General features: G+C 60.8%; 20 protein-coding genes. 12 read left to right on the top strand and 8 right to left on the bottom strand.

Features of this window, described 5'->3' with window-relative positions:
* Positions 1–156: 156 nt before the first annotated feature.
* Positions 157–1929: an SLC13 family permease gene (locus tag JF535_RS04435; protein WP_206999507.1), complete on the bottom strand. Its 1773-nt coding sequence runs from the start codon at positions 1927–1929 to the stop codon at positions 157–159.
* Positions 1930–2268: 339 nt separating this feature from the next.
* Here JF535_RS04435 and gcvT point away from each other — a divergent pair, with 339 nt between their 5' ends.
* Positions 2269–3357, top strand: coding sequence for a glycine cleavage system aminomethyltransferase GcvT (gene gcvT, locus JF535_RS04440; RefSeq protein ID WP_206999509.1), 1089 nt, complete (start codon positions 2269–2271; stop codon positions 3355–3357).
* Positions 3358–3462: 105 nt separating this feature from the next.
* The gene (gene gcvH / locus JF535_RS04445) at positions 3463–3852 is read left to right on the top strand and encodes a glycine cleavage system protein GcvH (RefSeq protein ID WP_206999511.1); all 390 of its coding nucleotides are present in this window, start codon (positions 3463–3465) and stop codon (positions 3850–3852) included.
* 93 nt (positions 3853–3945) lie between these two features.
* Here gcvH and ptsP read toward each other — a convergent pair whose 3' ends face one another.
* Together ptsP and rppH are read right to left on the bottom strand one after the other, a co-directional pair.
* Complete coding sequence (gene ptsP, locus JF535_RS04450; protein WP_207000216.1) at positions 3946–6222, bottom strand: phosphoenolpyruvate--protein phosphotransferase; 2277 nt, start codon at positions 6220–6222, stop codon at positions 3946–3948.
* Positions 6223–6324: 102 nt separating this feature from the next.
* On the bottom strand, positions 6325–6978 hold the full coding sequence (rppH, locus tag JF535_RS04455) for an RNA pyrophosphohydrolase (RefSeq protein ID WP_479724300.1): 654 nt from the start codon (positions 6976–6978) through the stop codon (positions 6325–6327).
* A gap of 279 nt (positions 6979–7257) precedes the next feature.
* Between rppH and JF535_RS04460 the strand changes: the two genes are divergently transcribed.
* Complete coding sequence (locus tag JF535_RS04460) at positions 7258–7950, top strand: histidinol-phosphatase (protein WP_206999512.1); 693 nt, start codon at positions 7258–7260, stop codon at positions 7948–7950.
* A 92-nt stretch (positions 7951–8042) separates the two neighbouring features.
* Positions 8043–9254 carry an imelysin family protein gene (locus JF535_RS04465; RefSeq protein ID WP_340674119.1) on the top strand — a complete coding sequence of 404 codons (1212 nt, stop codon included), beginning with the start codon at positions 8043–8045 and terminating at the stop codon, positions 9252–9254.
* Positions 9255–9366: 112 nt separating this feature from the next.
* Here JF535_RS04465 and mepK read toward each other — a convergent pair whose 3' ends face one another.
* The 5 genes from mepK to JF535_RS04490 form a co-directional block, all read right to left on the bottom strand.
* A complete protein-coding gene (gene mepK, locus JF535_RS04470; protein ID WP_066961118.1) occupies positions 9367–9900 on the bottom strand; it encodes a peptidoglycan L,D-endopeptidase MepK in 534 nt (177 codons plus the stop codon).
* Between the two features lie 536 nt (positions 9901–10436).
* Complete coding sequence (locus JF535_RS04475) at positions 10437–11729, bottom strand: L,D-transpeptidase family protein (RefSeq protein ID WP_206999514.1); 1293 nt, start codon at positions 11727–11729, stop codon at positions 10437–10439.
* Positions 11730–11744: 15 nt separating this feature from the next.
* On the bottom strand, positions 11745–13073 hold the full coding sequence (locus JF535_RS04480; protein WP_206999516.1) for a L,D-transpeptidase family protein: 1329 nt from the start codon (positions 13071–13073) through the stop codon (positions 11745–11747).
* 209 nt (positions 13074–13282) lie between these two features.
* Positions 13283–15247 carry a L,D-transpeptidase family protein gene (locus JF535_RS04485; protein WP_206999518.1) on the bottom strand — a complete coding sequence of 655 codons (1965 nt, stop codon included), beginning with the start codon at positions 15245–15247 and terminating at the stop codon, positions 13283–13285.
* 429 nt (positions 15248–15676) lie between these two features.
* Positions 15677–16498 (bottom strand): NRDE family protein, encoded by an 822-nt coding sequence (locus tag JF535_RS04490; protein WP_206999520.1) that lies wholly within the window; start codon positions 16496–16498, stop codon positions 15677–15679.
* A gap of 67 nt (positions 16499–16565) precedes the next feature.
* Between JF535_RS04490 and lgt the strand changes: the two genes are divergently transcribed.
* The 8 genes from lgt (at position 16566) to JF535_RS04530 (ending at position 22950) form a co-directional block, all read left to right on the top strand.
* A complete protein-coding gene (gene lgt, locus JF535_RS04495) occupies positions 16566–17399 on the top strand; it encodes a prolipoprotein diacylglyceryl transferase (protein ID WP_206999522.1) in 834 nt (277 codons plus the stop codon).
* A 65-nt stretch (positions 17400–17464) separates the two neighbouring features.
* The gene (locus tag JF535_RS04500; RefSeq protein ID WP_206999524.1) at positions 17465–18298 is read left to right on the top strand and encodes a thymidylate synthase; all 834 of its coding nucleotides are present in this window, start codon (positions 17465–17467) and stop codon (positions 18296–18298) included.
* Positions 18298–18804: a type 3 dihydrofolate reductase gene (gene folA, locus JF535_RS04505; protein ID WP_206999526.1), complete on the top strand. Its 507-nt coding sequence runs from the start codon at positions 18298–18300 to the stop codon at positions 18802–18804. The genes JF535_RS04500 and folA overlap by 1 nt, the downstream gene beginning before the upstream one ends.
* Before the next feature lie 273 nt (positions 18805–19077).
* On the top strand, positions 19078–19860 hold the full coding sequence (locus JF535_RS04510) for a DUF3450 domain-containing protein (RefSeq protein WP_066961138.1): 783 nt from the start codon (positions 19078–19080) through the stop codon (positions 19858–19860).
* A complete protein-coding gene (locus tag JF535_RS04515) occupies positions 19857–21227 on the top strand; it encodes a MotA/TolQ/ExbB proton channel family protein (protein ID WP_206999528.1) in 1371 nt (456 codons plus the stop codon). The genes JF535_RS04510 and JF535_RS04515 overlap by 4 nt, the downstream gene beginning before the upstream one ends.
* A gap of 14 nt (positions 21228–21241) precedes the next feature.
* Entirely contained in the window at positions 21242–21769 is a 528-nt protein-coding gene (locus JF535_RS04520; RefSeq protein ID WP_066961144.1) for a MotA/TolQ/ExbB proton channel family protein, read from the top strand.
* A 153-nt stretch (positions 21770–21922) separates the two neighbouring features.
* Positions 21923–22324 carry an ExbD/TolR family protein gene (locus tag JF535_RS04525; RefSeq protein WP_066961147.1) on the top strand — a complete coding sequence of 134 codons (402 nt, stop codon included), beginning with the start codon at positions 21923–21925 and terminating at the stop codon, positions 22322–22324.
* Between the two features lie 5 nt (positions 22325–22329).
* Positions 22330–22950, top strand: a complete 621-nt coding sequence (locus JF535_RS04530; protein WP_066961150.1) for an energy transducer TonB — start codon at positions 22330–22332, stop codon at positions 22948–22950.
* Positions 22951–22962 lie beyond the last annotated feature (12 nt).

Raw genomic sequence — 22962 nt, forward strand, 5'->3', positions numbered from 1 at the left:
CGATTCCGAGTGTGCTGTGCAGGGGACTGGCCGGGCCAGCGGGTGCTGGCAAGGATGTGGCCATGGGGCACAGGGGTTGATCAGGGCGGCTTTTATACCGCCGCTGGCCCCGGGGCGCCAGCAAATAATTGCCGCAGCAGGCGCGTGGATAACCGGCTAGGTCAGGTCCCAGCCGGTGAGCAGCACCGCAATCGTCACTGCGCCAATCAGCAGGTTCATGGGAATGCCCACTTTCAGGTAATCGGAGAACACGTAACCGCCTGGACCGTACACCATCAGGTTGGTCTGGTAGCCCAGCGGGGTGGCGAAACTCGCCGAGGCCGCCATCATCACCGCGAACATGAACGGCTCCGGGTTGAGGCCCGCGGCGGCAGTAATCTGCAGCACGATGGGTACCATGATAATGGCCGCCGCATTGTTGGTGACCATTTCCGTGAGCAGCGAGACGCACAGGTAAACCAGGATCAGCATCAGCCAGGGGTGGCCATAAGACAGCGAGATCACGCCTTCGGCCAATACCGCGGCCACCCCGGTTTTCTGCAGGGCAACCCCCAGGGCAAAGGACGCGGCGATGGTGATCAGCACCGGCAGGTCGAGGCTTTTTTGTGCCTGGGCCACCGAGCAGCAGCGGGTGACGAGCATGGCGCCCGCACCGATCAGCGAGGCATTCAGCATGCTGATCAGGCCGCTGCCCGCGGCGAGCACCATGGCGATGAGTATCAGCCAGGCGGTGACCCCTTTTTCGTGCCGCGGGCTCTCCGCCTCCAGGTCGTTGATCAGCAGGAAATCTTTGCTGTAGCGCTGGCGCAACACAAAGCCCGGGCGGGCTTCCAGCAACAGGGAGTCCCCCGCCTTTAGTTTGATGCTGCCGAGATTGCCTGCTACCCGCTGCCCTTCCCGGGCCACCGCCAGTACCGCCGCGCCATAGCGTTTGCGAAAATCGGCTTCGCGGATACTTCGACCAATCACCTCGCAGTGCGGCGACACCACCGCTTCCACCAGTCGCCGCTCCTCCACCCCGGAAGGTTGCGCGTCGTGTTCATCGTGGTGGTCCGAGGGCACAATGCCGCGCACCCGCAGCAGGTCGGAAATGGCTTCGGTGTCTCCGGCGAACACCAGCCGATCGCCGCCGCGCAGGACTTCCTCCGAGCGCACCGGGGCAATGATCTGGCCGGCGCGGTCGATTTCCACCAGATACACCCGGCGCAATCCGCGCAGGCCGGCGTCTTCCACCGTCTTGCCAACCAGCGGGCCGCTGCTGTCGATGGCCACCTCAAGGGTGAATTCCCGCAGGTTGCCGAAGGGTTTCTGCTCGCGTCTGTCCGGTAGCCAGCGGGGGAAGAACACCAGCATGAACACGATACCCACCAGCGCGGCGGGCAGCCCCACGGCGGCGATGGAAAACAGGGAGAAGCCCTCGTTGCCGGTAATGGCCTGGTACTGGCCGTTAACCACCAGGTTAGTGCTGGTGCCAATCAGGGTGAGGGTGCCGCCCAGGATGGCACCGTAACTGAGGGGAATCATCAGCTTGGAAGGGGCGACATCAATCCGCTTGGCCCAGGCGTTGAGGGCGGGAATCATGGTGGCGACCACCGGGGTGTTGTTGAGGTAGCCAGACAGTGCCACCACCGGGGCGAATACCCGCAACATGGCCGCGCGCACCGTACCGGGGCGCCCCAGCAGGTGTTTCACCAGCATGTCGATGCCGCCAGACGCGTGGATGCCGGCGGCCACCACGAACATGGCCGCCACGGTGATCAGGCCGCTGTTACTGAAACCGGATAGGGCTTCTGCGGGCGAGAGTATGCCAGTGACACTCAACAGGGTGAGTGCCGCCATCATCACCAGGTGGGCCTGAATGCGCGTGGCGATCAGTGTGGCCAGTACGGCGAAAACGAGAAAAAGGGAAAACCAGCCAGACCAATCCATAGCAGCATGTGTTTATTGTGGGGCAGTTGACGGGTAAACCTACTGCAAAGCCACTGGCACCAAAAGTTATTTTTTCGCATATTGATAGAACCCTGCCAATAGCGCTGCCCTGCTTTTCTCCCTTTGCTGCGTGCAGACTGCTTCATAAGCGCCAGAGGATAATATTTTCCACTACTGCTGCTAGGCTTTGCAGAGTATTGGCATCTGGTAACGGCCGTCGCGCCGCCGGTAGAATACGCGGCTTTCCGGCAGGGCGCCTGGCAGGCCCAGGCGATACGCCGCAGGCGGCCCGCGCCTTCATCGGGACAGTCACAGTTCAAACACGGGATTCAGCACAGAATGGGAAATAAAACCGCGCTTTACGATGCCCACGTTGCCATGGGCGGCAAAATGGTGGATTTCGGTGGCTGGGATATGCCGCTGCATTACGGTTCACAGCTCGACGAACACCACAAGGTGCGCAAGGGCGCGGGCATGTTCGATGTGTCCCATATGACCGTGGTGGATGTGGATGGCGAAGGCGCACGGGACTTCCTGCGCACGCTGCTGGCCAACGATGTGGCCAAGCTGGACGGCAACCCGGGCAAGGCGCTCTATACCGGTATGCTGAACGATCAGGGCGGTGTGGTGGATGACCTGATTGTCTACCTGCGCGATCCGGGCTACCGCGTGGTTGTAAACTGCGCCACTCGGGAAAAAGACCTGGCGTGGATGAACCAGCAGGCAAGCGCCTTTGAGGTGACCCTGAGCGAGCGTCCGCACCTGGCGATGATCGCCATCCAGGGGCCGGACGCGATCGACAAGGTGAAGGACGTAATGGGCATCGACTGGACGGCGGCGATCGACGGCCTCAAGGTGTTCAACAGTTTCGCGCGCGGTGACTGGTTCGTGGCGCGCACCGGCTATACCGGCGAAGACGGCCTCGAAATCATGCTCAACAACGAGGATGCCCCTGGCTTCTGGCACGCCCTGGCAGACGCCGGTGTGGCGCCCTGCGGGCTGGGAGCGCGCGATACCCTGCGCCTGGAAGCGGGTATGAACCTGTACGGCCATGAGATGGACGATGACACCTCGCCGTTGCAGGCCAACATGGCCTGGACCATTGCATGGGAACCGCAGGATCGCACGTTTATCGGCCGCGAGGCACTCGAGCAGGAAAAAGCTGCCGGTGTGGAGAACAAACTGGTGGGCCTGGTGTTGGAAGAGCGCGGTGTTCTGCGCGCCGGGCAGCAGGTTGTGGTGGACGGCACCGATCGCCGCGGTATCATCACCAGCGGCACCTTCTCCCCCACCCTGGGCTTCTCGATCGCCATGGCCCGGGTGCCGGTGAGTGTGGGAGATACCGCACAGGTAGAGATTCGCAACAAGCTGATCCCGGTGCGGGTGGTAAAACCGAGCTTTGTGCGCAACGGCAAGTCGCTGGTGTAAGCACCGGGCTGGAGCTTGCGCTCCAGCCATTGCGTGATTTTCTGGATATCCGTTTTTAAATAGACCGTTTACAGCTAATTTTGAGCTTTTTTGAGGGAAGAACCCATGAGCGAGATTCGCAGCGAACTGAAATACGCCTCCAGCCACGAGTGGGCGCGCCTGGAAGAAGATGGCACCGTAACCGTGGGCATCAGCGACCACGCGCAGGACTCCCTGGGTGATGTGGTGTATGTGGAAACCCCGGAAGTAGGGCAGACCCTGTCCGCGGGTGAAGAGGCCGGTGTGGTTGAGTCGGTGAAAGCCGCTAGCGACATCTACGCGCCGATTTCCGGCGAAGTGATTGCGGTCAATGAAGCGCTGGAAGACGAGCCGGAAACCGTCAACTCCAGCCCGTACGACGATGGCTGGTTTTTCAAGGTCAAGCCGAGCGACGAGAGCGAGCTGGACAAGCTGCTGGACGCCGATGCGTACAAGGCGGAAGCGGACGAGGGCTAAGTTTCCCTTCTGTTTCCGAAACAAAAACGCCGGGCATTGCGCCCGGCGTTTTTGTTTGAATGGTGGGCCTTAATGAAAAGGGCTAGCGCCGTTCTAGCTGGAGTTCTCTTCTGTCTGCTGTGGCTGCACCAGCCCGCCTATGCCCAGATCCTGTAAATACCCGCGCAGTTTTTCCTCAATCTGTTCCGGGCATTCCATTTTCAGTACCTGCTGTAACAGGCGGTCCAGATCCGATTTATTGATTTCCCGCAGAGCGGCTTTTACCCGCGGCAGGTTGGTGGCGTTCATGGAGAGCACGTCGTAACCCATGGCAACGAGCAGCAGTGCACCGCCCGGATCGCCCGCGAGCTCGCCGCAAATGCCTACCTTGGTGCTGGTTTCATGGCCCGCGGTCACCACCTGCAACAGCGCCTGCAGCACCGCCGGATGGAAACTGTGGTAGATACCCGCCACGCGGCTGTTGTTGCGATCCACGGCCAGCAGGTACTGGGTCAGGTCGTTGCTGCCCACCGACATGAAATCGACTCGCTTGGCCAGTTCCCGCGCCTGGTACACCGCCGAGGGCACCTCGATCATGATGCCGAGCGGAGGGCGCTGGATGGCGTAACCTTCGTCGACCAGTTCATCGTAGGCACGATCCACGAGTTTGCGCGCGGCTTCCAGTTCGCCCACGCCGCTGATCATCGGCAACATGATGCGCAGGTTGTCGAGGCCCAGGCTCGCTTTCATCATGGCGCGCACCTGCCCCAGGAAAATTTCCGGATGGTCCAGGGTGACACGGATGCCGCGCCAGCCCAGGAAGGGGTTGGTTTCCTCGATGGGGAAGTAGGTGAGTGCCTTGTCGCCACCGATATCCAGGGTGCGCATGGTCACCGGGCGCGGGGCGAAGGCCTGCAACTGTTCGCGGTAAATTTCCCGCTGCTCCTCTTCCGAGGGGAAGCGGTCGCGCAGTAGAAACGGCACTTCGGTGCGGTACAGGCCAACGCCCTCGGCGCCGCGCTCCAGCGAGCGTACTACGTCTGCCATCAGGCCCGTGTTCACCCACAGGCGGATGCGGTGGCCATCGGCGGTTTCACAGGGGAGCTTGGCAAGGTGGTCCAGGTTGCGCGCCAGCTCGCGCTCCTCTTCCACAATGGCATCGTAGCGGCGCCTGAGTTCCGGGCTGGGGTGGATATGCAGCTCACCGCGGTAGCCATCTACCACCAGGTCGACGCCGTCGATCTGTTCCCAGGGCAGCTCCTGCGCCCCCATCACCGCGGGTACGCCCATGGCGCGGGCAATAATGGAAACGTGGCTGTTGGACGAGCCTTTGATGGATACCAGCCCGGCGAGTTTTTCGCGCGGCACATCCGCCAGTACCGAGGCGGTGAGCTCTTCGCCGATCAGGATGGTGTTGTCGGGGTATTCGCGCAGGCTGTGTTCCTGCTGGCGCAGGTGCATCAGCACCCGTGCACCGAGGTCGCGTACGTCTGCGGCGCGCTCGCGGAAGTAGGAATCCGACATGGCCTCAAAGCGCCGTACATGTTCCAGCATGACTTCCGCCCAGGCGCGGCTGGCGGTCAGCTGCTGGCGAATGCGCTCACACACTTCAACGGCGATGGAGCTGTCGTCAAGCATGCTGATATAGGCGTCGAACAGGGCGCGCTCTTCTTTGTTCAGGTCGTTCTTCAGGCGCTCGCCTACATCGCGGATCTCATCTCGTGCGGCCGCCAGAGACTGGTAGAACAGCTTGAGCTCGGCGTCCACGTCCATGGTGCAGGCGTAAGGCACGGTCGCCAGGTTGGCCGGCGGCGCAACAATGTGCGCGCGGCCGATGGCGATACCCGGGGAGGCGGCGAGGCCGACAAACTTCGCCTCGCTACGCTGCTGCCCCATATTGATAAGTGCGCCGGTGGCTTCGGCGTGGGCGATGACCCCGGCGAGCTGCGCCGACAGGGTGACCAGAAAGGCCTCTTCACCCTCGTCAAAGCGGCGGCGCTCCGCCTGCTGCACCACGAGTACGCCGAGTACGTTGCGGTGATGGATGATGGGGGTGCCGAGAAACGCGGAGTAGCGCTCCTCGCCGGTGGCGGGGAAGTACTGGAATGCGGGGTGGGCCTCGGCGTGTTCGAGGTTGATCGGCTCTTCGCGGGTGGCCACGTTACCCACCAGCCCCTCGCCGGGGGCCAGGTGCACCTGGCCGACGGCATCCTGATTGAGGCCTTCGGTGGCCATCAGGACATAGTTGCCGGATTGCTTATCGCGCAGGTAGACCGAGCAGACGCGGGTGTTCATTACCGTCCGCACCCGACGCACGATGATATCGAGCGCCGTGGTGAGATCCCGGGCGGTGTTTACTTCCTGAACGATACTGCGCAGTAAATCGAGCAAAGTGGCCATCCTCGCCGTACTTGTTCGGCGCCGCGGACTGGCGGCGTCGATCCTGGCTGAGCGTGCCCGCAACGACCGCGGTGGCCCGCATTGGGTGCCGGGTTACTGGTCGCGCTGCAGCCAGCGTCTTTCCAATTGTAATTGTGTGGGCGCCAGCTCGGTGAGCGCGCGCCGGTAGACCTCCCGCTTGAAGGTCACCACTTTGGTCAAAGGGTGCCAGTAACTCACCCATCGCCAGTGATCAAATTCCGGTTTGTAGCCATTGTTGAAGCTGATGTTGCTTTCCTCAGCATTCAGCTGCAACAAATACCACTTTTGTTTTTGCCCGATACAGAGTGGTTCCGAGCGGCGCCGTACCAGCCGCTGGGGCAGCCGGTAGCGCAGCCAGCCGCGGGTGCTGGCGAGCAGGGTAACCTGGCTGCGGGTGAGGCCCACCTCTTCGTAGAGCTCGCGATAGAGTGCCTGTTCGGGAGCCTCACCGGGGTTGATGCCGCCCTGGGGGAACTGCCAAGCGTCTTTGCCGCCTACCCTGCGCGCCCAGAGGGCCTGGCCGCGCTCGTTCAGGACAATGATGCCGACGTTGGGGCGAAAGCCCTCACTGTCGATATTGCTGCTGTTGTCCGTAGCTGCACCAGTGTTTCCCGCGCCCTGGGGGCGGGAAGCTTTTCCGCCGCCGGATTTGTCGTTGCGCGCGGAAGCTCTGGCGGGTCTGCGGCGGTTTTTACGCCCGGCGGGAGTCTGCTTGCCGTCGCCCAAAATGCCGTCCTCAAATTTTGTCGGTGCATTACGCGAGGTAAGGGATACCTCTGCACCGTAATGTCCTGCATTGTTCCACAGCGGCCGATTTACAGCAATTCGGTGAAGCCGGTCGGTGTAACCCCCGTCGTGGCGGGGTAAAATCTGCCGCCTTGGGCGCGCGCAGCGGGTGTAAAGCACTTGCTCGCAAGGGCGCGACGGGGGCGGGTTGGCGCAAAAAGTTGTCTTTTGGGCAACCTGCGCGTCACCGGTGCCCTATAGTCAATAAAGGAGATTTTTGTGCAGCTGGCGATTTTTGACCTGGATAACACCCTGATTGGCGGCGACAGCGATCACGCCTGGGGGGAGTTCCTGGTAACCCGCGAATGTGTGGACGGTGACCGCTTCCGCAGTGAAAACGACCGCTTCTACCGGGATTACCAGCGTGGCGATCTCGACATCTTTGCCTATCTCGCGTTTGCCCTGGAGCCGCTGGCGCAGCTGTCCCGGGGACAGCTGCAAAACCTGCAGCGAGAATTCATGCACGAGGTGATCAGTGATATCTGGTTGCCCCATGCGGAAACCCTGATTCAGCGGCACCGGGACGCAGGTCATCACATCATGATCATCACCGCCACCAATCGCTTTGTGGTTGAGCCCATCGCCACCCGCTTGGGGGTGGATACCTTGCTGGCCACCGAGCCGGAAGAAGTGGATGGTGAATTTACCGGGCGCGTGGCCGGGCACCCCTGCTTCCAGGAGGGCAAGGTGGTGCGGCTGCAGCAGTGGCTGGACCAGTACCCGCGCTACGCAGAAGGTGAGAAGTGGTTTTACAGCGACTCCATCAATGATCTGCCGCTATTGATGCAGGTGGAACACCCGGTGGCCGTGGATCCCGACGCGCAACTGCGCGATGAGGCGCAGGCCCGGGGCTGGCGGGTGATCAGCCTGCGTGGTGGTCAGGAAGATTTTGCCAGTGCCCTGCGCTGGTGACCGAACAGGGCAAGCGCACGATTGCCCTGGCGCACTACTTACCTTCAAACACGTTGCCTTCAAACACGCTCAGTAACCAGTTCGGAAATATCGTGAAAAACGCAGTCATCCAGTCTTTATCGTTCGTTTCCCGGGGACGCTCCCTGACCCTAGCGCTCATCGGCGGCCTGTTGCTGGCTGGCGGTTGCGAGCGCGAGGCCGCGGCACCCGGCCCGGAGAGTGATACCCCCGCGGCGGAGGTGCAGGCGATCAACAAGGCAGCAGCTGAAGCCTATTCCGCCGAGTATTGGCAGGCCGGACAGGCGCAGGTAATCGATCTGCAGGCCGCCGGCCAGGCTCTGGAGCGGGCGGTGGGTCAGCTGCTGGAAGCGCCGACGGACGATCATCTCGAAACGGCCAAACTGGCGTGGCTGGATGCGCACCGCGAGTTTTCCGCCGCGCTGCCGTTCATCAAGGTGGCGTTTGCGCCGGCGGACCTGCAGCAGCAGGGTAATGAGCTGTTGCTGGCGTTGAACAGCTGGCCGGTGCAGGCCGGGTATCTGGATACGGTACCGGGGTATTCCACCAGTGGCATCGTCAACGACACCGCCATCGAACTCACCCTGGCCAATCTGCGCAAGCAGCATCGCCTCACCGCGCACGAAGAGGCCAGCACCGGCTTCCATGCACTGGAAGTTATGCTGTGGGGCCCCACCAGCGAACGCTCGGCAGCGCAGTTTGCCAGCGCCAGTGGTGGCGAGCAGCCGAAAGCGCAGGCCGCCAACCGCCGCCGCGAGCTGACTCGCCTGATTACCCAGGGGATCAGTGAAGACCTGGCGGCGCTGACTGCGCGCTGGCCGCTCGCCGCCAACGACCTGTCGCAACGGTATCTGGCGCGGGAACCCGCGGCCCGCCTGCAGGCGATCCGTGCCACACATATCGCACTGTTGCGCAGCGAGGTGCTGCCACGCATGCCCGAGAGTTCCGAAAGTGATGTGGAGAGCCCGCTCGCCGCTGATTCCAAGCAGGCGCTGTTGTCCATACTGCGCAACCTCCAGGCCAGTTGGCTGCCAGAAGGTGGCGGTGGTCTGGCCGACCTGTTGCTGGATCGTCACCAGACTTCAGCGCTGGCGCAGACATTTGCGCAACTGGAAGAGCGGTTGTTAAAGATGGAAGACCCCATCGAGCTGGCGGCGCCGGCGGAATTGCAGCGCAGCCGTCACCAGGTGGAGGCCCTGCTGGGGCTGATCTCCGGTGACACCCAGGTGCCGGCAAAAGAGGAAGAAATGACACCGGTCAGCCTGAGCATACCCGATAGTGAGTAGCCGCAGGCGCAGGGCCCGCTTGCTTAAGCACAGTAAGACAGACGCAAAAAACCCAGGCAATGCCTGGGTTTTTTGTTGGGCCTGGCTGGCTTGGTGCCAGCGCAGCTGGTGTTTACCAGCGACGAACCGGGCCAGTGTCGACGTGTACGAAGTTACTCTTCGGGTAGTAACCCACACCGCCGGCCTTCAGGTCGATCGCCGCCTGGCGAACCTTGGACAGTGAGACACCGGGCATACGAATATCCAGTGCCATACCGCGGGTGTGGTAGCTGCGTCGCGCCACACCTCGGCCCGCTGCACGCAGCTTGGCGTTGGTTTTAGGCGAACGATATCCGGAGATAATCTCGACTTCGCCGTTGTAGTTCAGCTTCTCTTTGATCTTGTACACGATATCGAACAGTTTCGGGTCCATACGTGTCACTTCGTTGGCGCGGTGGTCGCGCAGCAGGCGGTTGAATTGCTTCAGGCCGCTGCTTGCGTAGTCGCCGTCCGCCCAGTAGGCGGTGCTGAGGCGCTCACCGGTGTGCAGGTTGCGCATTTTGAGGGTGCGCGACTTGCCTACCTTTGCCAGTGCGGGGCCGGCTGAAACCGCCGCCGCGGTAGCTGCAGAAACTGCTAAAAACCTGCGTCGTGAAAGTTCTTTCATACCCTGTTACCGCCTTTGCTTTCGTAGTGAGTGTTGCCGTCATGAGCTTCTAGTCTTCGAGTGGCTTCCGGTGCCGCTCGGTATGGGTGCACTGTACGAAAAATGATCACCGGTTACAAACAGATCCGGGCTTATCGCGAATTGATCAAAAAATAACCTGGTGATTATGTTCTAGTGCACTAGGGCACGCGGATTTTTTTTGCCGCGCACCGGGACAGAACCCGCTGAATTAGCATGACAGCGTTGTCAGTTGTAGAAATTAATTTTTCTGCGACCGACCAGTTCCAGGTTGGGGGTGATGCGCCGCGCAAGATGAAACTACCGGGTTTCGAGCGGCGGTTTGGCGGGGAAACGCCCATTTTAAATGGCAAAAGGCGGCTGTTGGGGCCGTGGCTGGGTGGAATATGACCGGTGGGTGGCAGGAAATTCGGCTGAAATGCGTCGGTAAGGGGGCAGGGCGGGGGCGGACAGATTACTCAGGCCCCGGTAGAAAAGGGGCCCTCATAATCGTTTGTAAACACGCACATCGACTTCGGTCACTTATCCCGGTGATAGACGTCCGGGCGGAACTGTACCTTGCCGAGACCGTCCACCCAGGCGGTGAGATAAGTAATGAAGAGCTTGGGCGGTTCTTCCACTTTAATCGTCACGGATTCATCGCCCGTGGTTGACTGCGCAACCCGGGTTCGGTCCCAGCCCTGTGGGCCGAGCAGCGCGTATGCCAGCTCCTCGGGCTGCTCCAGGCGAATACAGCCGTGGCTGTAGGCGCGATGGTGCTGCTCGAACAGGCTCTGGGCCTGGGTGTCGTGCAGAAAGATGGCCTGTTTGTTGGGGATCACAAATTTCACCCGGCCGAGTGTGTTGCCGGGTCCTGAGATCTGGCGCAGGGTGGCCTTGCCGCTGGCCGCGCTCTTGATGCTCTCGTCACTGATGGGGGTGGTGGTGTTGGTGCCGTAACGGACCACCCGGTAGCCGCGCTTGTGCATGGCCTCGGGATTGTTGCGTGCCTTGGGCAGCAGGTCGGTGAGCAGAATGCTGCGGGGCACCGTCCAGGTGGGGTTGAAGACCACCGAGACCACTTTGGTGTTCAGATCCGGCGTGCGTTTGCTGCTCTTGCCCACCACGGTTTTCATCGACAGCACAACGCGCTGCTGCTCGATCAGCTGCAACTGGTAGTCCGGTACGTTGACCAGGATATAGCGTTTACCGGGATTATCGGGGAGCTTGTCCCAGCGCTCGGCATTGACCTCCAGACGCTGTGCCAGTTCCTCCGGAGTGCGCGCAAGCTCTTTCAGGGTGGCCCTGCCGACGATGCCCGAGACCGGTATGCCGTGGCGGCGCTGATAGGACTCCACCGCCAGTTGCAGCCCCGCGTCAAAGCGGTTCGGGTTCAGTACGGGTGCGGTGATGGGCCCGGGCTGGCCGGTATAGTCGCCAAAAAGTTGCAGCAGCTGACGCAACTGGGCAACCCGCGGTCCCTGGTCGCCGGCCCGCAGCGGTGCGCCGGGGTCGATGGGCTGCCATTTCCCGGCGAACGCCCGGTAGCGTGCGGCCTGTTCGCGCAGGATCTTGCCGGCGGTGGCAAAGTCCACCGCGCTGTCGGCGCCGGCCGTGCGGCGGGCCTCCGATACTGTTTCGGGTGCTGATTCGGGCACCGCCTCCGCGGTGGATGGCGCGGGTGGCGCTGCGTGTTCACTGGCGTGCGGGTACTCCGTAGTCAGCATCAGGGCACAGCAGCTCGCCGCCACGATCGTATAAAAGTGGCCGGCGCGAGTGCGTCGACAATGATGTTTGGCAATCTTGTTACGGCTCATCGTGTTACGGCTCATGGGAACCCCCATTCCTCATCGTGCTGCGCTGGTTTCGCTGTCCGCCGGACGATCGCGGCCGTAGATGTCCGGGCGGAAATTCAGCAGCCCCTCTTCATCCACCCACGCGGTCCAGTAAACGATATGCACGGGAATGGGCTGATCCAGTGCCACGGCGCGCGTGCGGCTGCCGCTACCGGTGGTGTAGCGAACCAGCCGTTCCGCGTTCCACTTGCCCGGCTGTGAGCCCTGATTGGCGAGCACGATCTGGGCAAATTCCTGCGGCTTTTCCAGGCGGATACAACCGTGGCTATAGGCGCGCTGATTGCGGCTGAACAGTTCTTTTCGCTGTGTGTCGTGGAGAAAAATGGCCTGCTGGTTGGGAATGATGAATTTGAAGCGCCCTAGGGCGTTACCCTCGCCACCGCGCTGCTGCAGCGCCACGCTGCCCAGGCGCAGGGCGCGCAGGTTTCTGCCACTGAACGGCACGGACTTGCCGCGGTTGTTGACCAGCCGGTAGCCGCCGGCCGAGAGCGTGGCGGTCCCTTTGGGTAGCAGTTCGCGCACGGCGATATTAATGGGGACGGTCCAGGTGGGGTTGAACACCACGCGGGTCAGTCGGGTACTCAACTGGGGCGTCTGGTGCTTGGGTTTTCCCACCACCACGCGCATGCGGTACTGCTCCTGCTCGCCTTCGATCAGGCGCAGGGTGTATTCCGGGATGTTGACCACGATGTGTCGGGGCCCGAGGTCTTTCGGCATTTTTTGCCAGCGCTCGAGATTTGCTTGCAGGGTGGCGAGACGCTGGTCTGGCGGGGTGTTCAGGTGTTCGCGGGTGGCGCGGTCGACGATGCCATCGGCGCGCAGGCCATGGCGGCGCTGAAACCGCTCTACCGCGCGGCGCACCTGGTTATCGAATAGTTCGGGGTCTTGCTTGCGGTTGTCGGCATTGCCATCGGTGTCTGCAATGCTGGCCATGTCATCGGCGGTTGGCAGGTCACCGTACTGCATGAGCAGGCTGCGCAGTGCCCGGACTTGCGGGTCGCGCACGCCCGGGGACAGCGCCTGGCCTTTCGGCAGCGGCTGCCAGTCATCGCCCTCACTCAAAGCGCGATAGCGGGCCAGCTCCTCGCGCATCAGTGCGTACTGGCGCCCGTAGGGGGTGAAGGGGCTGTAGGACCCGGCAACGGTGGCGAATGGTGATGATGGGGCGGATGTGACTTGTTGTTCAGTTCCTTCCTGTTGCGCGCCATTGTTTGGGGAAGGCGTCAGCGTCGTCGCATCATCCAGTGCGACCGTCTCGAGGGAGAGAGAGAACACCACCGCAGCGCCCAGATTCAATTGAATACCCAGTCTGTTACCCATCGTTGACCCCTGAACAAGTCTCAACCGGCCTTATGGCCTCGAACACATCGGGCGAACCCGCTGTCTCTAATTGGTAACTTGTGACTGGATTGGCGCCAAATAAGATTGGGGTATGCGGAGGGGGGCTTTTTAGCGGAATCGAAATAACTGCCGGGCGGATCCTCCGCCCGGCAGTGTGGTGGGCAGTGAGAGAAGAGGGAAGTAAGCGGTTACTGGAACTGGTTCACCGCGAGGCCATCCTTGCCATAGATGTCCGGGCGGAAGTGCATGCGGCCCTGGCCATCGACCCAGGCGGTCCAGTAGGTGAGGTAGACCTTCACATTCTTGCTCATGCGCACTTCGGTGGTTTCGTCGCCGGTGGTCAGCTGCTCGATGCGGTAGCGGCTCCAGTCACCGGGTTCGTCACGCAGCAGGGCCTCCGCCAGTTGGCGCGGTTTGGCCAGGCGCACACAGCCGTGACTGTAGTCGCGGTCGGTGAGACCGAACAGGCTCTTGGCGCGGGTGTCGTGCAGGTAAATCTCGTCGGAGTTGGGGATCTCGAATTTGATCCGTCCGAGGATATTCTGCTCACCGCCTTTCTGGCGCATCAGGAAGCCGCCGGCGGCTGCCCGCCCCAGGTTCTGGGAGGTGAGGGGCAGGTATTCACCGCTGCCATTGACCACACGGTATCCCATGTTTTCCATGCCGTGGGGGTTGGCGCGGGCCTTGGGCAGAATCTCCTTGACCAGAATGCTGCGGGGAACCGTCCAGGTGGGATTGAACACCACGCGGGCCACGCGGGTATTGATCTCCGGTGTCTGGTGGATTTTCTTGCCCACCACCACGTTCATGGAGAGCTTGATGCGGTCGTGCTCGACGTAGTTGAGCGAGTAACCGGGAATGTTGACCTGAATGAAGCGGTCTCCCAGGTTGGCTGGCAGCTTCTCCCGGCGGCGAATATTGGTCTCAATAATGTGCGCGCGCGCGGAGGGCGAGATGTTCAGGCGTTCGCGGGTCTGCTTGCCGACGATACCATCGGGCTTCAGGCCGTGGCGAATCTGGAAGCGCACCACCGCCTGATGCAGGCTCTGGTCGAACTTCTTGCTGTTCATGTCACCGTAGCCGTAGTAATCCCCGTACACCGACAGCAGGTGGCGCAGGTGAATCACATTGTTGTGCTTGGCGCCGATGGTCATTGCGGGGCCAGCGGGCAGCGGGCGCCAGCGACCGGAGGCGGCCATGTTGCGATAACGTGCCAGTTGTTCGCGCAGGGCCTGGGCATCACTGCCGAACGGGGTGTTTTCCTCGACATAGAGGCCCTCGCCGTGGGACGGGTTCAGCCCGGAGCCTTCGTCCTGCAGACTGCGGAAGCGGGGCATCACACGCGGATAGCTTGGCGGGTAGCTGCGGGTGGAATAGCGCGCAGAATGGCTGCTGCCGTAGCGGGAACCGGTACTGTAGGTATTGGTCCGCTGGCTGGGCTGCCGTTGGGTGTAGTAGCGCGAGCGATCGATGCCTTGGTTTGCACGGTTCTGGTCGCCACGGTTGTAGCCGCGGAAGTACTGGCGACCGCTATCGTTATTGGCAAGCAGCAGTGCATCGCTGGCATCGGCGCGGGCGCTGGCCATCTGGAAACCGCCGTCGGTCAGGTTGACCGGGGTGATGTCCTTGCGGCGCAGGCGCGGCTGGAGTTTCGGCGCGCGGGGATTGAGCTTGTCCAGCTGCGTGTCCTGGGCATAGGAGATAAAGGCATCGGTCAGCAGTACGTCGAGCACCGCAGCCATCTGCAGGCGCTGGGGCGTATCCCGCAGGGTGCGGTCGAAGTACCCGAGGTGGTAGCGGTAGTCCACCATGCTGCTGGGGTTGCCGGAGCTGGAGGCCGTGAGCTGTTTGAGCAGGTCGTTGGCGGTGTCACTCAGGCTGTAGTTATCGAACCACAGCAGCCGGTAATCGGTGCGGCGGTAGATACGCCGTACCTGCACCGGATTGAAGATCGGGTCCTGTGCCGGCCAGGCGTCCGGATTATCCTCCAGCCAGTTCACCAGATGTGGGCGCACGGCACTTTCCGGTAGCACCGGAACCGTTTTCTGATTGGCAGTGAAAGCGTAATAGAGGGCAAACACGCACAGGCTACCGAGAAATAGCAACGGCAGCGGTGATTTGCGTTTGCGACGCTCTGGAATGAAATATGACATGGTACCTCAGCGATACAGCAGGGCGCCGGTTTACAGTGCGGAAGCCGGGAGCCCGATCGTTCATACCTTCCCAACCTTCGGCGCGCCTCTCCCTAACAATCCCCGGAGCAACCTCCAGCGACGGCACACCTGAGTCGAGCATCCCGCGCGACCTTCCTTTTATTGAAGCGAAGCTGGAGATCGTCTTGCGCGTATCTCAACATCCGCCTGCCTGTGAAATTAAGTATGGCAACAAATCCGAAATTTGCTTGGCGTGAAATTCACTTCACCTTAGGGGCGAGGCGGTGGGTGGGTTGAAGGGCGCGAAACTGGAGGACATTGGTGTCGATTTGTAGGGCATCTAGTGCAAACGGGCGGATAAATACCCGGGTTTGGGAATGGGCACGCATCGGATGTTTTGCCGGCCTGCGGCGGGTGCGCGAACGCCGCTCAGCCAGCGGAGTAATGAAAATAGCGCGGGCTGCCGCTGACCTGCCCGTCAAAGTAAGTCTGCTCCCACAGCTGGACGTTGCCGAACCTGTCGACGGCCACCAGTGTGCTGGCGCGGGTTCCATATCCGCTATGTAAGCCGTTGTCTGTGCCCGCGGGATCGCCGTCGCGGATGCGGACGAAAATCGGGGAAAGCGCCGATTCCATGGCGGGGCCCACCCCGGTATCGGGCAGTTGGCTGGTCTCTGCCCGGGTGTCGTCGCCCAGCAGTGTCAGTGCCGGGGTGACGAAATTGTCCGCGGTTAGTCGGTCTGGCAGGGTCTCGAGCAGATGGGCCAGTCGCTGGCAGCCATGGCGAACCTTGGGCCAGGGGGCGTCCGGGGCGCCGTTGGAGATGCCGTGGACACCGGGAGAAAACGTGAACGGGGTATGGCGATTGCCGGCACAGGCAAGCACATTATTGCGGCGGTGGTCGAACAGGATCGCGTTGAATCCGCGGTAGCGGGCGCCGGGCAGGGCCGCCGCGTAGTCTTGCGGGCACTGATCGCCGCCGAGAAACTGCGTGGGGATCTCCCCACGAGACAATACCCGCTCCGGTTCCGGCGTGCCCGGCTCGCGGATATTGGTCACCGCCGCCACCCGTCCGGTCGGCGCAATGCCCAGCCAGGTGCCGCCCGCCTGCAGGTCGCGCCCGGCGGTAATCTCGCGGTCTGGCCATGGGTGGGCCGGTGCCGCCGGGCGCTGGTAGAACTCATCCCGGTTGGCCAGCAGAAGCAGCGGGTACTCGGGATGCTGCCGGTAGGCGATCAAAAGCAGGCACATAGCATCTCGCAATCGTTATTTCCTCAATGCCATAATAACGCCCACTTTGAATAACTGCGGTTCGAGTATGCTCACTTATCCCGAGATTGATCCCGTCGCGGTGGCCATCGGCCCCCTCAAGATCCACTGGTATGGCCTGATGTACCTGACCGGGTTTGCGGTGGCGTGGTGGCTGGCCATGCGCCGGGCGCAGAAGCCCTGGTCGCCGGTGATCAAATCCGAGGTGGAAGACCTGATCCTGTTTTGTGCCATTGGCGTGGTGGTGGGTGGCCGCTTTGGGTACATGTTCTTTTATAACTTCCATGAGCTGGTCGCCCACCCGCTCAGCCTGTTCAAGGTGTGGGAAGGGGGTATGAGCTTCCACGGAGGGCTGATCGGTGTGATGCTGGCCGCTGCTCTCTATGCTCGCAAGATAGGCACCACCTTCCCGGCGTTGATCGATTTTGTCGCACCGCTGGTCCCCATCGGCCTGGGACTGGGGCGTATCGGTAACTTCATCGGTCAGGAGCTGTGGGGTCGGGAGACCGATGCCCCCTGGGGTATGGTATTCCCGCGGGATCCGGAGCTGCTGGTGCGCCATCCATCCCAGCTGTACCAGGCCTTTCTGGAAGGCTTGGTACTGTTTGTGGTGCTGTGGATCTACTCCAGCAAGCCGCGTCCGCGCCTCGCGGTGGGTGGCCTGTTCATCCTCCTGTATGGCATCTTCCGCTTCCTGGTGGAGTTCGTGCGCCAGCCGGATGTGGGTATCGAGGTGATGTTCGGGTGGATGACCCGCGGCCAGCTGCTGTGCCTGCCGATGATCGCCGCCGGTATCATCCTGCTGGTGTGGAGCTACCGCACCCAGCCGTTGCCCGCGGGGCGCGGCCAGACCGAAGGCGCGGAAAGCCCTGCGGCCAAGTGATGCCGTACTGCGGCCCGGCACCTTGGGGTGCCGGCCTGACCCGATTCAAAAATATGTGTATATAAATGAAGCAATATCTCGACCTCATGCGCCACGTGCGCGACAACGGCACCGTGAAAAGTGACCGTACCGGTACCGGAACCCGCAGTGTCTTTGGCTACCAGATGCGCTTTGACCTCGCGGAAGGCTTTCCGCTGGTCACTACCAAGAAATGTCATGTGCGCTCCATCATTCACGAGTTGCTGTGGTTCCTGAACGGTGACACCAACATTGGCTACCTGAAGGACAATGGCGTGCGTATCTGGGACGAGTGGGCCACCGAAGACGGCGACCTCGGGCCGGTGTACGGCTACCAATGGCGCTCCTGGCCCACCGCCGATGGCCGCCATATCGACCAGATCAGGGATCTGGTGCAGCAGTTGAAGACCCGCCCGGACTCCCGCCGCCTGATCGTCAGTGCCTGGAACCCTTCCGACCTGCCCGACGAGGGCGTTTCGCCGAGTGAGAATGCCCGTGCCGGCAAAATGGCTCTGGCACCCTGTCATGCCCTGTTCCAATTTTATGTGGCAGACGGCAAGCTCAGTTGCCAGTTGTACCAGCGCAGTGCGGACATCTTCCTTGGGGTGCCGTTCAATATTGCCTCTTACAGCCTGCTGACCCTGATGCTGGCACAGGTGTGTGGCCTGCAACCGGGTGACTTTGTGCATACCTTTGGGGACGCGCACCTCTACTCGAACCATATGCAGCAGGTGGAAGAACAGTTGTCACGGGAGCCGTTGCCACTGCCACAGATGGTGCTGAACCCGGACGTGGATGACCTGTTCGATTTCCGCTTTGAAGACTTCGAGCTGCAGGGCTATGAGGCTCATCCGCACATCCCTGCGCCGGTGGCCGTGTAATGGCCGCGCCGGCGCCGATCCTGGCGATGATCGTGGCAATGGCGCGCAACCGTGCCATTGGGCGGGAAAACACCCTGCCATGGCGCATCTCCGGTGACCTGCAGTTCTTCAAGCGCACCACCCTCGGCAAGCCCGTGGTCATGGGCCGCAAGACCTTTGAGTCCATCGGTCGCCCGCTGCCGGGGCGGCAGAATATCGTGATCACCCGCAATCCCCACTGGCGTGCCGAGGGGGTCACCGTCGTTGCCTCGCTGGAGTCGGCGCTGGAAGAGGCTGCTCGCGGCGCGGTGGATGAGGTTATGGTGATCGGGGGCGCGGAAATTTACCGCCAGGCCATGCCGCTGGCCGACCGACTGTATGTGACCGAAGTGGACGCTGAGGTCGAGGGGGATGCGTTCTTTCCCGCGCTCGACGAGCGCTGGCGGGAGGTCAGCCGGGACTGTTACCCGGCTTCGGAGCGGGACGAATACAACTACTGCTTAGTCCAGTACGACAGGTTTAAATAAAAAACAGTTTGACCAAAAAATGCTCTATCGGGTAGATTTGGTCAAATGTTGCACAAAGTAGGCCGCCGCATATGTGTGCATGAGCCCCGATAGTGTTACCCGGGTGTTACTCAGCTACACAGGTTGGCAAATGCGGTCAATCCGCATTTGAATAATCAAATCGGCTGTTTACAATGTGCGGCTCTTAGCTGTCTTCAAACCAAAAACTACCGCGTTGTGGCAGCTAATCCATCGCGACCATGTTGTGAAATATTGAACCCACTGGGGGGTCTAATGAAAACCAAGCGATTCATGGCTGTGGCGCTGACCACTGCGCTGTCTGCCGGCGCACTGTACGGTAGCGTAGCCACTGCGGACACTATCAACACTGTCCTCAAGGTCGGCGAGCAGAAAACTGCTGCTGCCACCGCATCTCAAAAGCGCATCGACAAGATCGCTCAGGAAACCTCTGACCTGCTGCAGCAGTTCAAGGTTGTGAACAGAGAGATTGACGGCCTGCGTGTATACAACCGTCAGCTCGAAAAGCAGCTGGCCAACCAGCTGTCCGTGATCAAGGACCTCAATGAGTCCATTGACCAGGTAACCGTTATCGAGCGTCAGATTCAGCCGCTGATCCTGCGTATGCTGGACGGTCTGGAGCAGTTCATTGAACTGGACGCCCCCTTCAAGCTGGCCGAGCGTAAGTCCAACCTCGAAGGTGTTAAGAACAATATGGACCGTTCCGATATCACTGTAGCGGAGAAATTCCGTCAGGTGCTGGAACTGTACAATTTCGAAGCGGAATACGCGCGTAAGATCGACAGCTACGGCGACACCCTGAACGTCAACGGTCAGGACCGCGAAGTAAACGTACTGCAGATCGGTCGTATCGCCCTGGTGGCCCAAACCACCGACTCCAAGATCTCCCTGGCTTACGACAAAGACCAGAAAGCTTGGGTTGAAGTGGATTCCGGCGACTACCGCCGCGCCATCATGCAGGGTCTGAAGATCGCCAAGAAACAGGCCACTACCGATATCATGACTATGCCGATTCCGGCTCCGGAGGCTGCGCAATGAAAACCTCTATCGCCAAACGCGTCCTAGCTGTTGCTGCTGCTGGCCTGATCAGTGTTTCCGCTGTAGCCCAGGACAAAGCATCTTCCCTGGACCAGCTGCTGAAGATGGTTCAGAGCTCCAAAATCTCCGAGTCTGCCGAGCACAAAAAGCGCGAAGCTGACTTCCGTCGTCAGAAGGCCAACCAGGCCTCCCTGCTGAGCCAGGCAGAAAATACCCGTACCTCTGAAGAAGCCCGCTCCGCGGCGCTGGAGAAGAAGTACGAAGAACAGGAGCTGCTGGTCCAGCAGAAGCGTCAGCAGCTGGACGAGCGTCTCGGCTCTCTGAAAGAACTGTTCGGCCACCTGACTTCTACCGCTGGTGACCTGCGCGCAAACCTGGACGGCTCCCTGGTTTCTGCCCAGTACCCGGGCCGTGCCGAGTTCCTCGATCAGCTGATCGACAAAATGAACTCCGCGACCAAGCTGCCGACCATTCAGGAAATCGAGCGTCTGTGGTACGAACTGCAGCGTGAGACCGTTGAGTCTGGCAAGGTTGTGAAGTTCAACAGCACCGTAATTCTGCCCGACGGCGAGCAGGCCCAGCAGGAAGTGGTGCGTGTTGGTAACTTCAACGTGGTTTCCAACGGCAAGTACCTGGAAATGAACGACAGCCTGAAGCTGGCCGAGCTGATCCGTCAGCCCGACGGCCATTACCAGAAAATGGCTTCCAACCTGCAGAACGCCACCAGCGGCTTCACCGCGTTCGGTGTTGACCCCACCGGTCCTACCGGCGGCTCTTACCTGAAGGCCATGATCAACAGCCCGAGCATTGTTGAGCGTTGGCACCAGGGTGACAAAGTGGGTTACATCATCACCGCGGTGGGTGTATTCGCTATCCTGCTGGCTGTATGGCGTCTGATCGTGCTGTCTGGTGTTAACTCCAAGGTAAACGCCCAGCTGCGCTCCTCCACCCCGAACACCAACAACCCGCTGGGTCGTGTTCTGGCCGTGGCCGAAGAGAACAAAGGCGTTGACGGTGAGACTCTGGAACTGAAGATGGAAGAAGCGGTGCTGAAAGAGCGTCCGGCCATCGAATCCGGTCTGAACCTGCTGAAGATTATCGCCATGGTGGCTCCGCTGCTGGGTCTGCTGGGTACCGTGACCGGTATGATCGTGACCTTCCAGGCAATCACCATCTTCGGCGCGGGCGATCCCAAGGCTATGGCTGGTGGTATTTCCTCTGCACTGGTAACTACCGTTCTGGGTCTGTGTGTGGCTATCCCGACTGTGCTGCTGCACACCGTGGTTAACGGCCGTGCCAAGCGTATCCTGCACATCCTGGACGAGCAGAGTGCCGGTATCGTTGCAGAAAACGCTGAGCGTAAATAAGAGGAGGCGGCAACATGCACGCATTAAATGACGCATGGGCCGCCGTTGTCGCCTTTATGGCGTCGGGCGGGCCAGTACTACTTCTGATCGCCGGCCTGACCTTCTTCATGTGGACGCTGATTTTCGAGCGGTTCTTCTACTTCAAGAGTGGCCTGAAACGTGATGTTCAGGGCGCTGTGGACACCTGGGAGGCGCGCCCCGAGCGCAAGTCCTGGGGTGCCCACCAGATCCGCTACGCGCTGGTTTCCCGGGTATCCGAGAAAATTGACAGCAACTTGGACATGATCCAGACCTGTGTTGCCCTCGCGCCGTTGTTCGGCCTGCTGGGTACGGTCTGGGGCATGATCAACGTGTTCGAAGTTCTCGCGATTACCGGCGGCGGTGATGCCAAGCAAATGGCCAGTGGTGTATCCATGGCCACCATCCCGACTATGGCGGGCATGGTGACCGCACTGTCTGGGGTGTTTGCCAATACCTACATCACTCGTACCGCACAGCGTGAAACACAGTTGCTGGAAGACCATCTGACGATGGATCACTAAGGCACCACAATAGCGTTACCGGTGTGGCCGAAAGGCATATACCGGTAGCCGAGAAGGTTTAGCCAGAGAGGGAGCTTCCGGTTGCACGATCCGTGTGCTGGGAGCTCCGCAGGGCCAAATCTCGCTATTAGCATTTCGCTAGAGAGAGTTGCAATGAGCAGAAAAAAGACTACGGCAGAAGAAGAAGGCCAAGCGATTGACCTCACGCCCATGCTGGACGTGGTGTTCATCATGCTGATCTTCTTCATCGTCACCGCGACTTTTATTAAAGAGCCGGGTGTCGATGTACTGAAGCCGGAAGCGACGACCGCTGATCTCAAAGCCGCCTCTATTCTGGTAGCGATTAACGACAACAACGAAATCTGGATCGCCAAAGAGAAGGTAGATGATCGCCTGGTGAAAAACACCCTGGAACGTCTCTACGCAGAAAACCCGAAAGGGTGGTTGGTGATTCAGCCCGATAAAAAGGCGAGTATCGAGAAGGTTGCCCTGATCGCAGACGCGGCCAGGAAGATCGGAATCGAGAAAGTGTCGGTCGCTACAGAGAAGAGTTAACAGCTATGAACCCGGTAAGACTAGCAGGGGCGGGTGCGCTGGCGGTAGCCACCACTTTTGCCCTGATCTTCACCATGCATGCGCTGATCGAAGCCAACATGAAAGCTCCTGACGACGAGGAGCAGATCAAGGTGGCCGACGTTGTGATGCCGGAGACGAAGATCGAAACAAAATACGATACCAGCAAACCGGATAAGCCCAACGAGCCTGAGCAGCCGCCGCCCGATATGCCGGAGCCGGAGTTTGACCAGCCGGATGTAGACAATGCCCTGAACATGTCTGCGCCTGCGGCCAACGCCGACCTGAGAGTGGGTGGCATCGGTGGCTTCGCCTCTGAAGGTGACTACCTGCCGATCGTAAAGGTTCAGCCTCAATATCCGCGTCGTGCACTGCAGCGTGGCATCGAGGGTTGGGTTGTTGTGGAATATACGGTGACCAAGAACGGTTCTGTACGTGATCCGCGTGTGGTGGAAGCCTTCACCAAAGATGGCAACCCGACCACAATCTTCAACCGCGCTGCGGTGAAGTCTGCGCTGAAGTACAAGTACAAGCCGCGGGTTGTTGATGGCGAGCCGATTGAAGTGCCTGGTGTAAAAACCAAGATCAGCTTCAATATGGCGCAATAAATAGGGGACGCA

Origin of the sequence: Microbulbifer salipaludis (assembly GCF_017303155.1) — a bacterium.
In the GTDB taxonomy this organism is placed as follows: Bacteria; Pseudomonadota; Gammaproteobacteria; order Pseudomonadales; family Cellvibrionaceae; genus Microbulbifer; species Microbulbifer salipaludis.

What these genes read in the sequence shown, in the direction of transcription:
- JF535_RS04480 (WP_206999516.1), bottom strand. Translation starts at nt 13,073, where the DNA reads ATGGGTAACAGACTGGGTATTCAATTGAATCTGGGCGCTGCGGTGGTG.
- JF535_RS04530 (WP_066961150.1), top strand. Translation starts at nt 22,330, where the DNA reads ATGAACCCGGTAAGACTAGCAGGGGCGGGTGCGCTGGCGGTAGCCACC.
- JF535_RS04475 (WP_206999514.1), bottom strand. Translation starts at nt 11,729, where the DNA reads ATGAGCCGTAACACGATGAGCCGTAACAAGATTGCCAAACATCATTGT.
- JF535_RS04525 (WP_066961147.1), top strand. Translation starts at nt 21,923, where the DNA reads ATGAGCAGAAAAAAGACTACGGCAGAAGAAGAAGGCCAAGCGATTGAC.
- mepK (WP_066961118.1), bottom strand. Translation starts at nt 9,900, where the DNA reads ATGAAAGAACTTTCACGACGCAGGTTTTTAGCAGTTTCTGCAGCTACC.
- lgt (WP_206999522.1), top strand. Translation starts at nt 16,566, where the DNA reads ATGCTCACTTATCCCGAGATTGATCCCGTCGCGGTGGCCATCGGCCCC.
- JF535_RS04520 (WP_066961144.1), top strand. Translation starts at nt 21,242, where the DNA reads ATGCACGCATTAAATGACGCATGGGCCGCCGTTGTCGCCTTTATGGCG.
- gcvH (WP_206999511.1), top strand. Translation starts at nt 3,463, where the DNA reads ATGAGCGAGATTCGCAGCGAACTGAAATACGCCTCCAGCCACGAGTGG.
- JF535_RS04500 (WP_206999524.1), top strand. Translation starts at nt 17,465, where the DNA reads ATGAAGCAATATCTCGACCTCATGCGCCACGTGCGCGACAACGGCACC.
- folA (WP_206999526.1), top strand. Translation starts at nt 18,298, where the DNA reads ATGGCCGCGCCGGCGCCGATCCTGGCGATGATCGTGGCAATGGCGCGC.
- JF535_RS04485 (WP_206999518.1), bottom strand. Translation starts at nt 15,247, where the DNA reads ATGTCATATTTCATTCCAGAGCGTCGCAAACGCAAATCACCGCTGCCG.
- JF535_RS04510 (WP_066961138.1), top strand. Translation starts at nt 19,078, where the DNA reads ATGAAAACCAAGCGATTCATGGCTGTGGCGCTGACCACTGCGCTGTCT.
- JF535_RS04435 (WP_206999507.1), bottom strand. Translation starts at nt 1,929, where the DNA reads ATGGATTGGTCTGGCTGGTTTTCCCTTTTTCTCGTTTTCGCCGTACTG.
- JF535_RS04490 (WP_206999520.1), bottom strand. Translation starts at nt 16,498, where the DNA reads ATGTGCCTGCTTTTGATCGCCTACCGGCAGCATCCCGAGTACCCGCTG.
- gcvT (WP_206999509.1), top strand. Translation starts at nt 2,269, where the DNA reads ATGGGAAATAAAACCGCGCTTTACGATGCCCACGTTGCCATGGGCGGC.
- JF535_RS04515 (WP_206999528.1), top strand. Translation starts at nt 19,857, where the DNA reads ATGAAAACCTCTATCGCCAAACGCGTCCTAGCTGTTGCTGCTGCTGGC.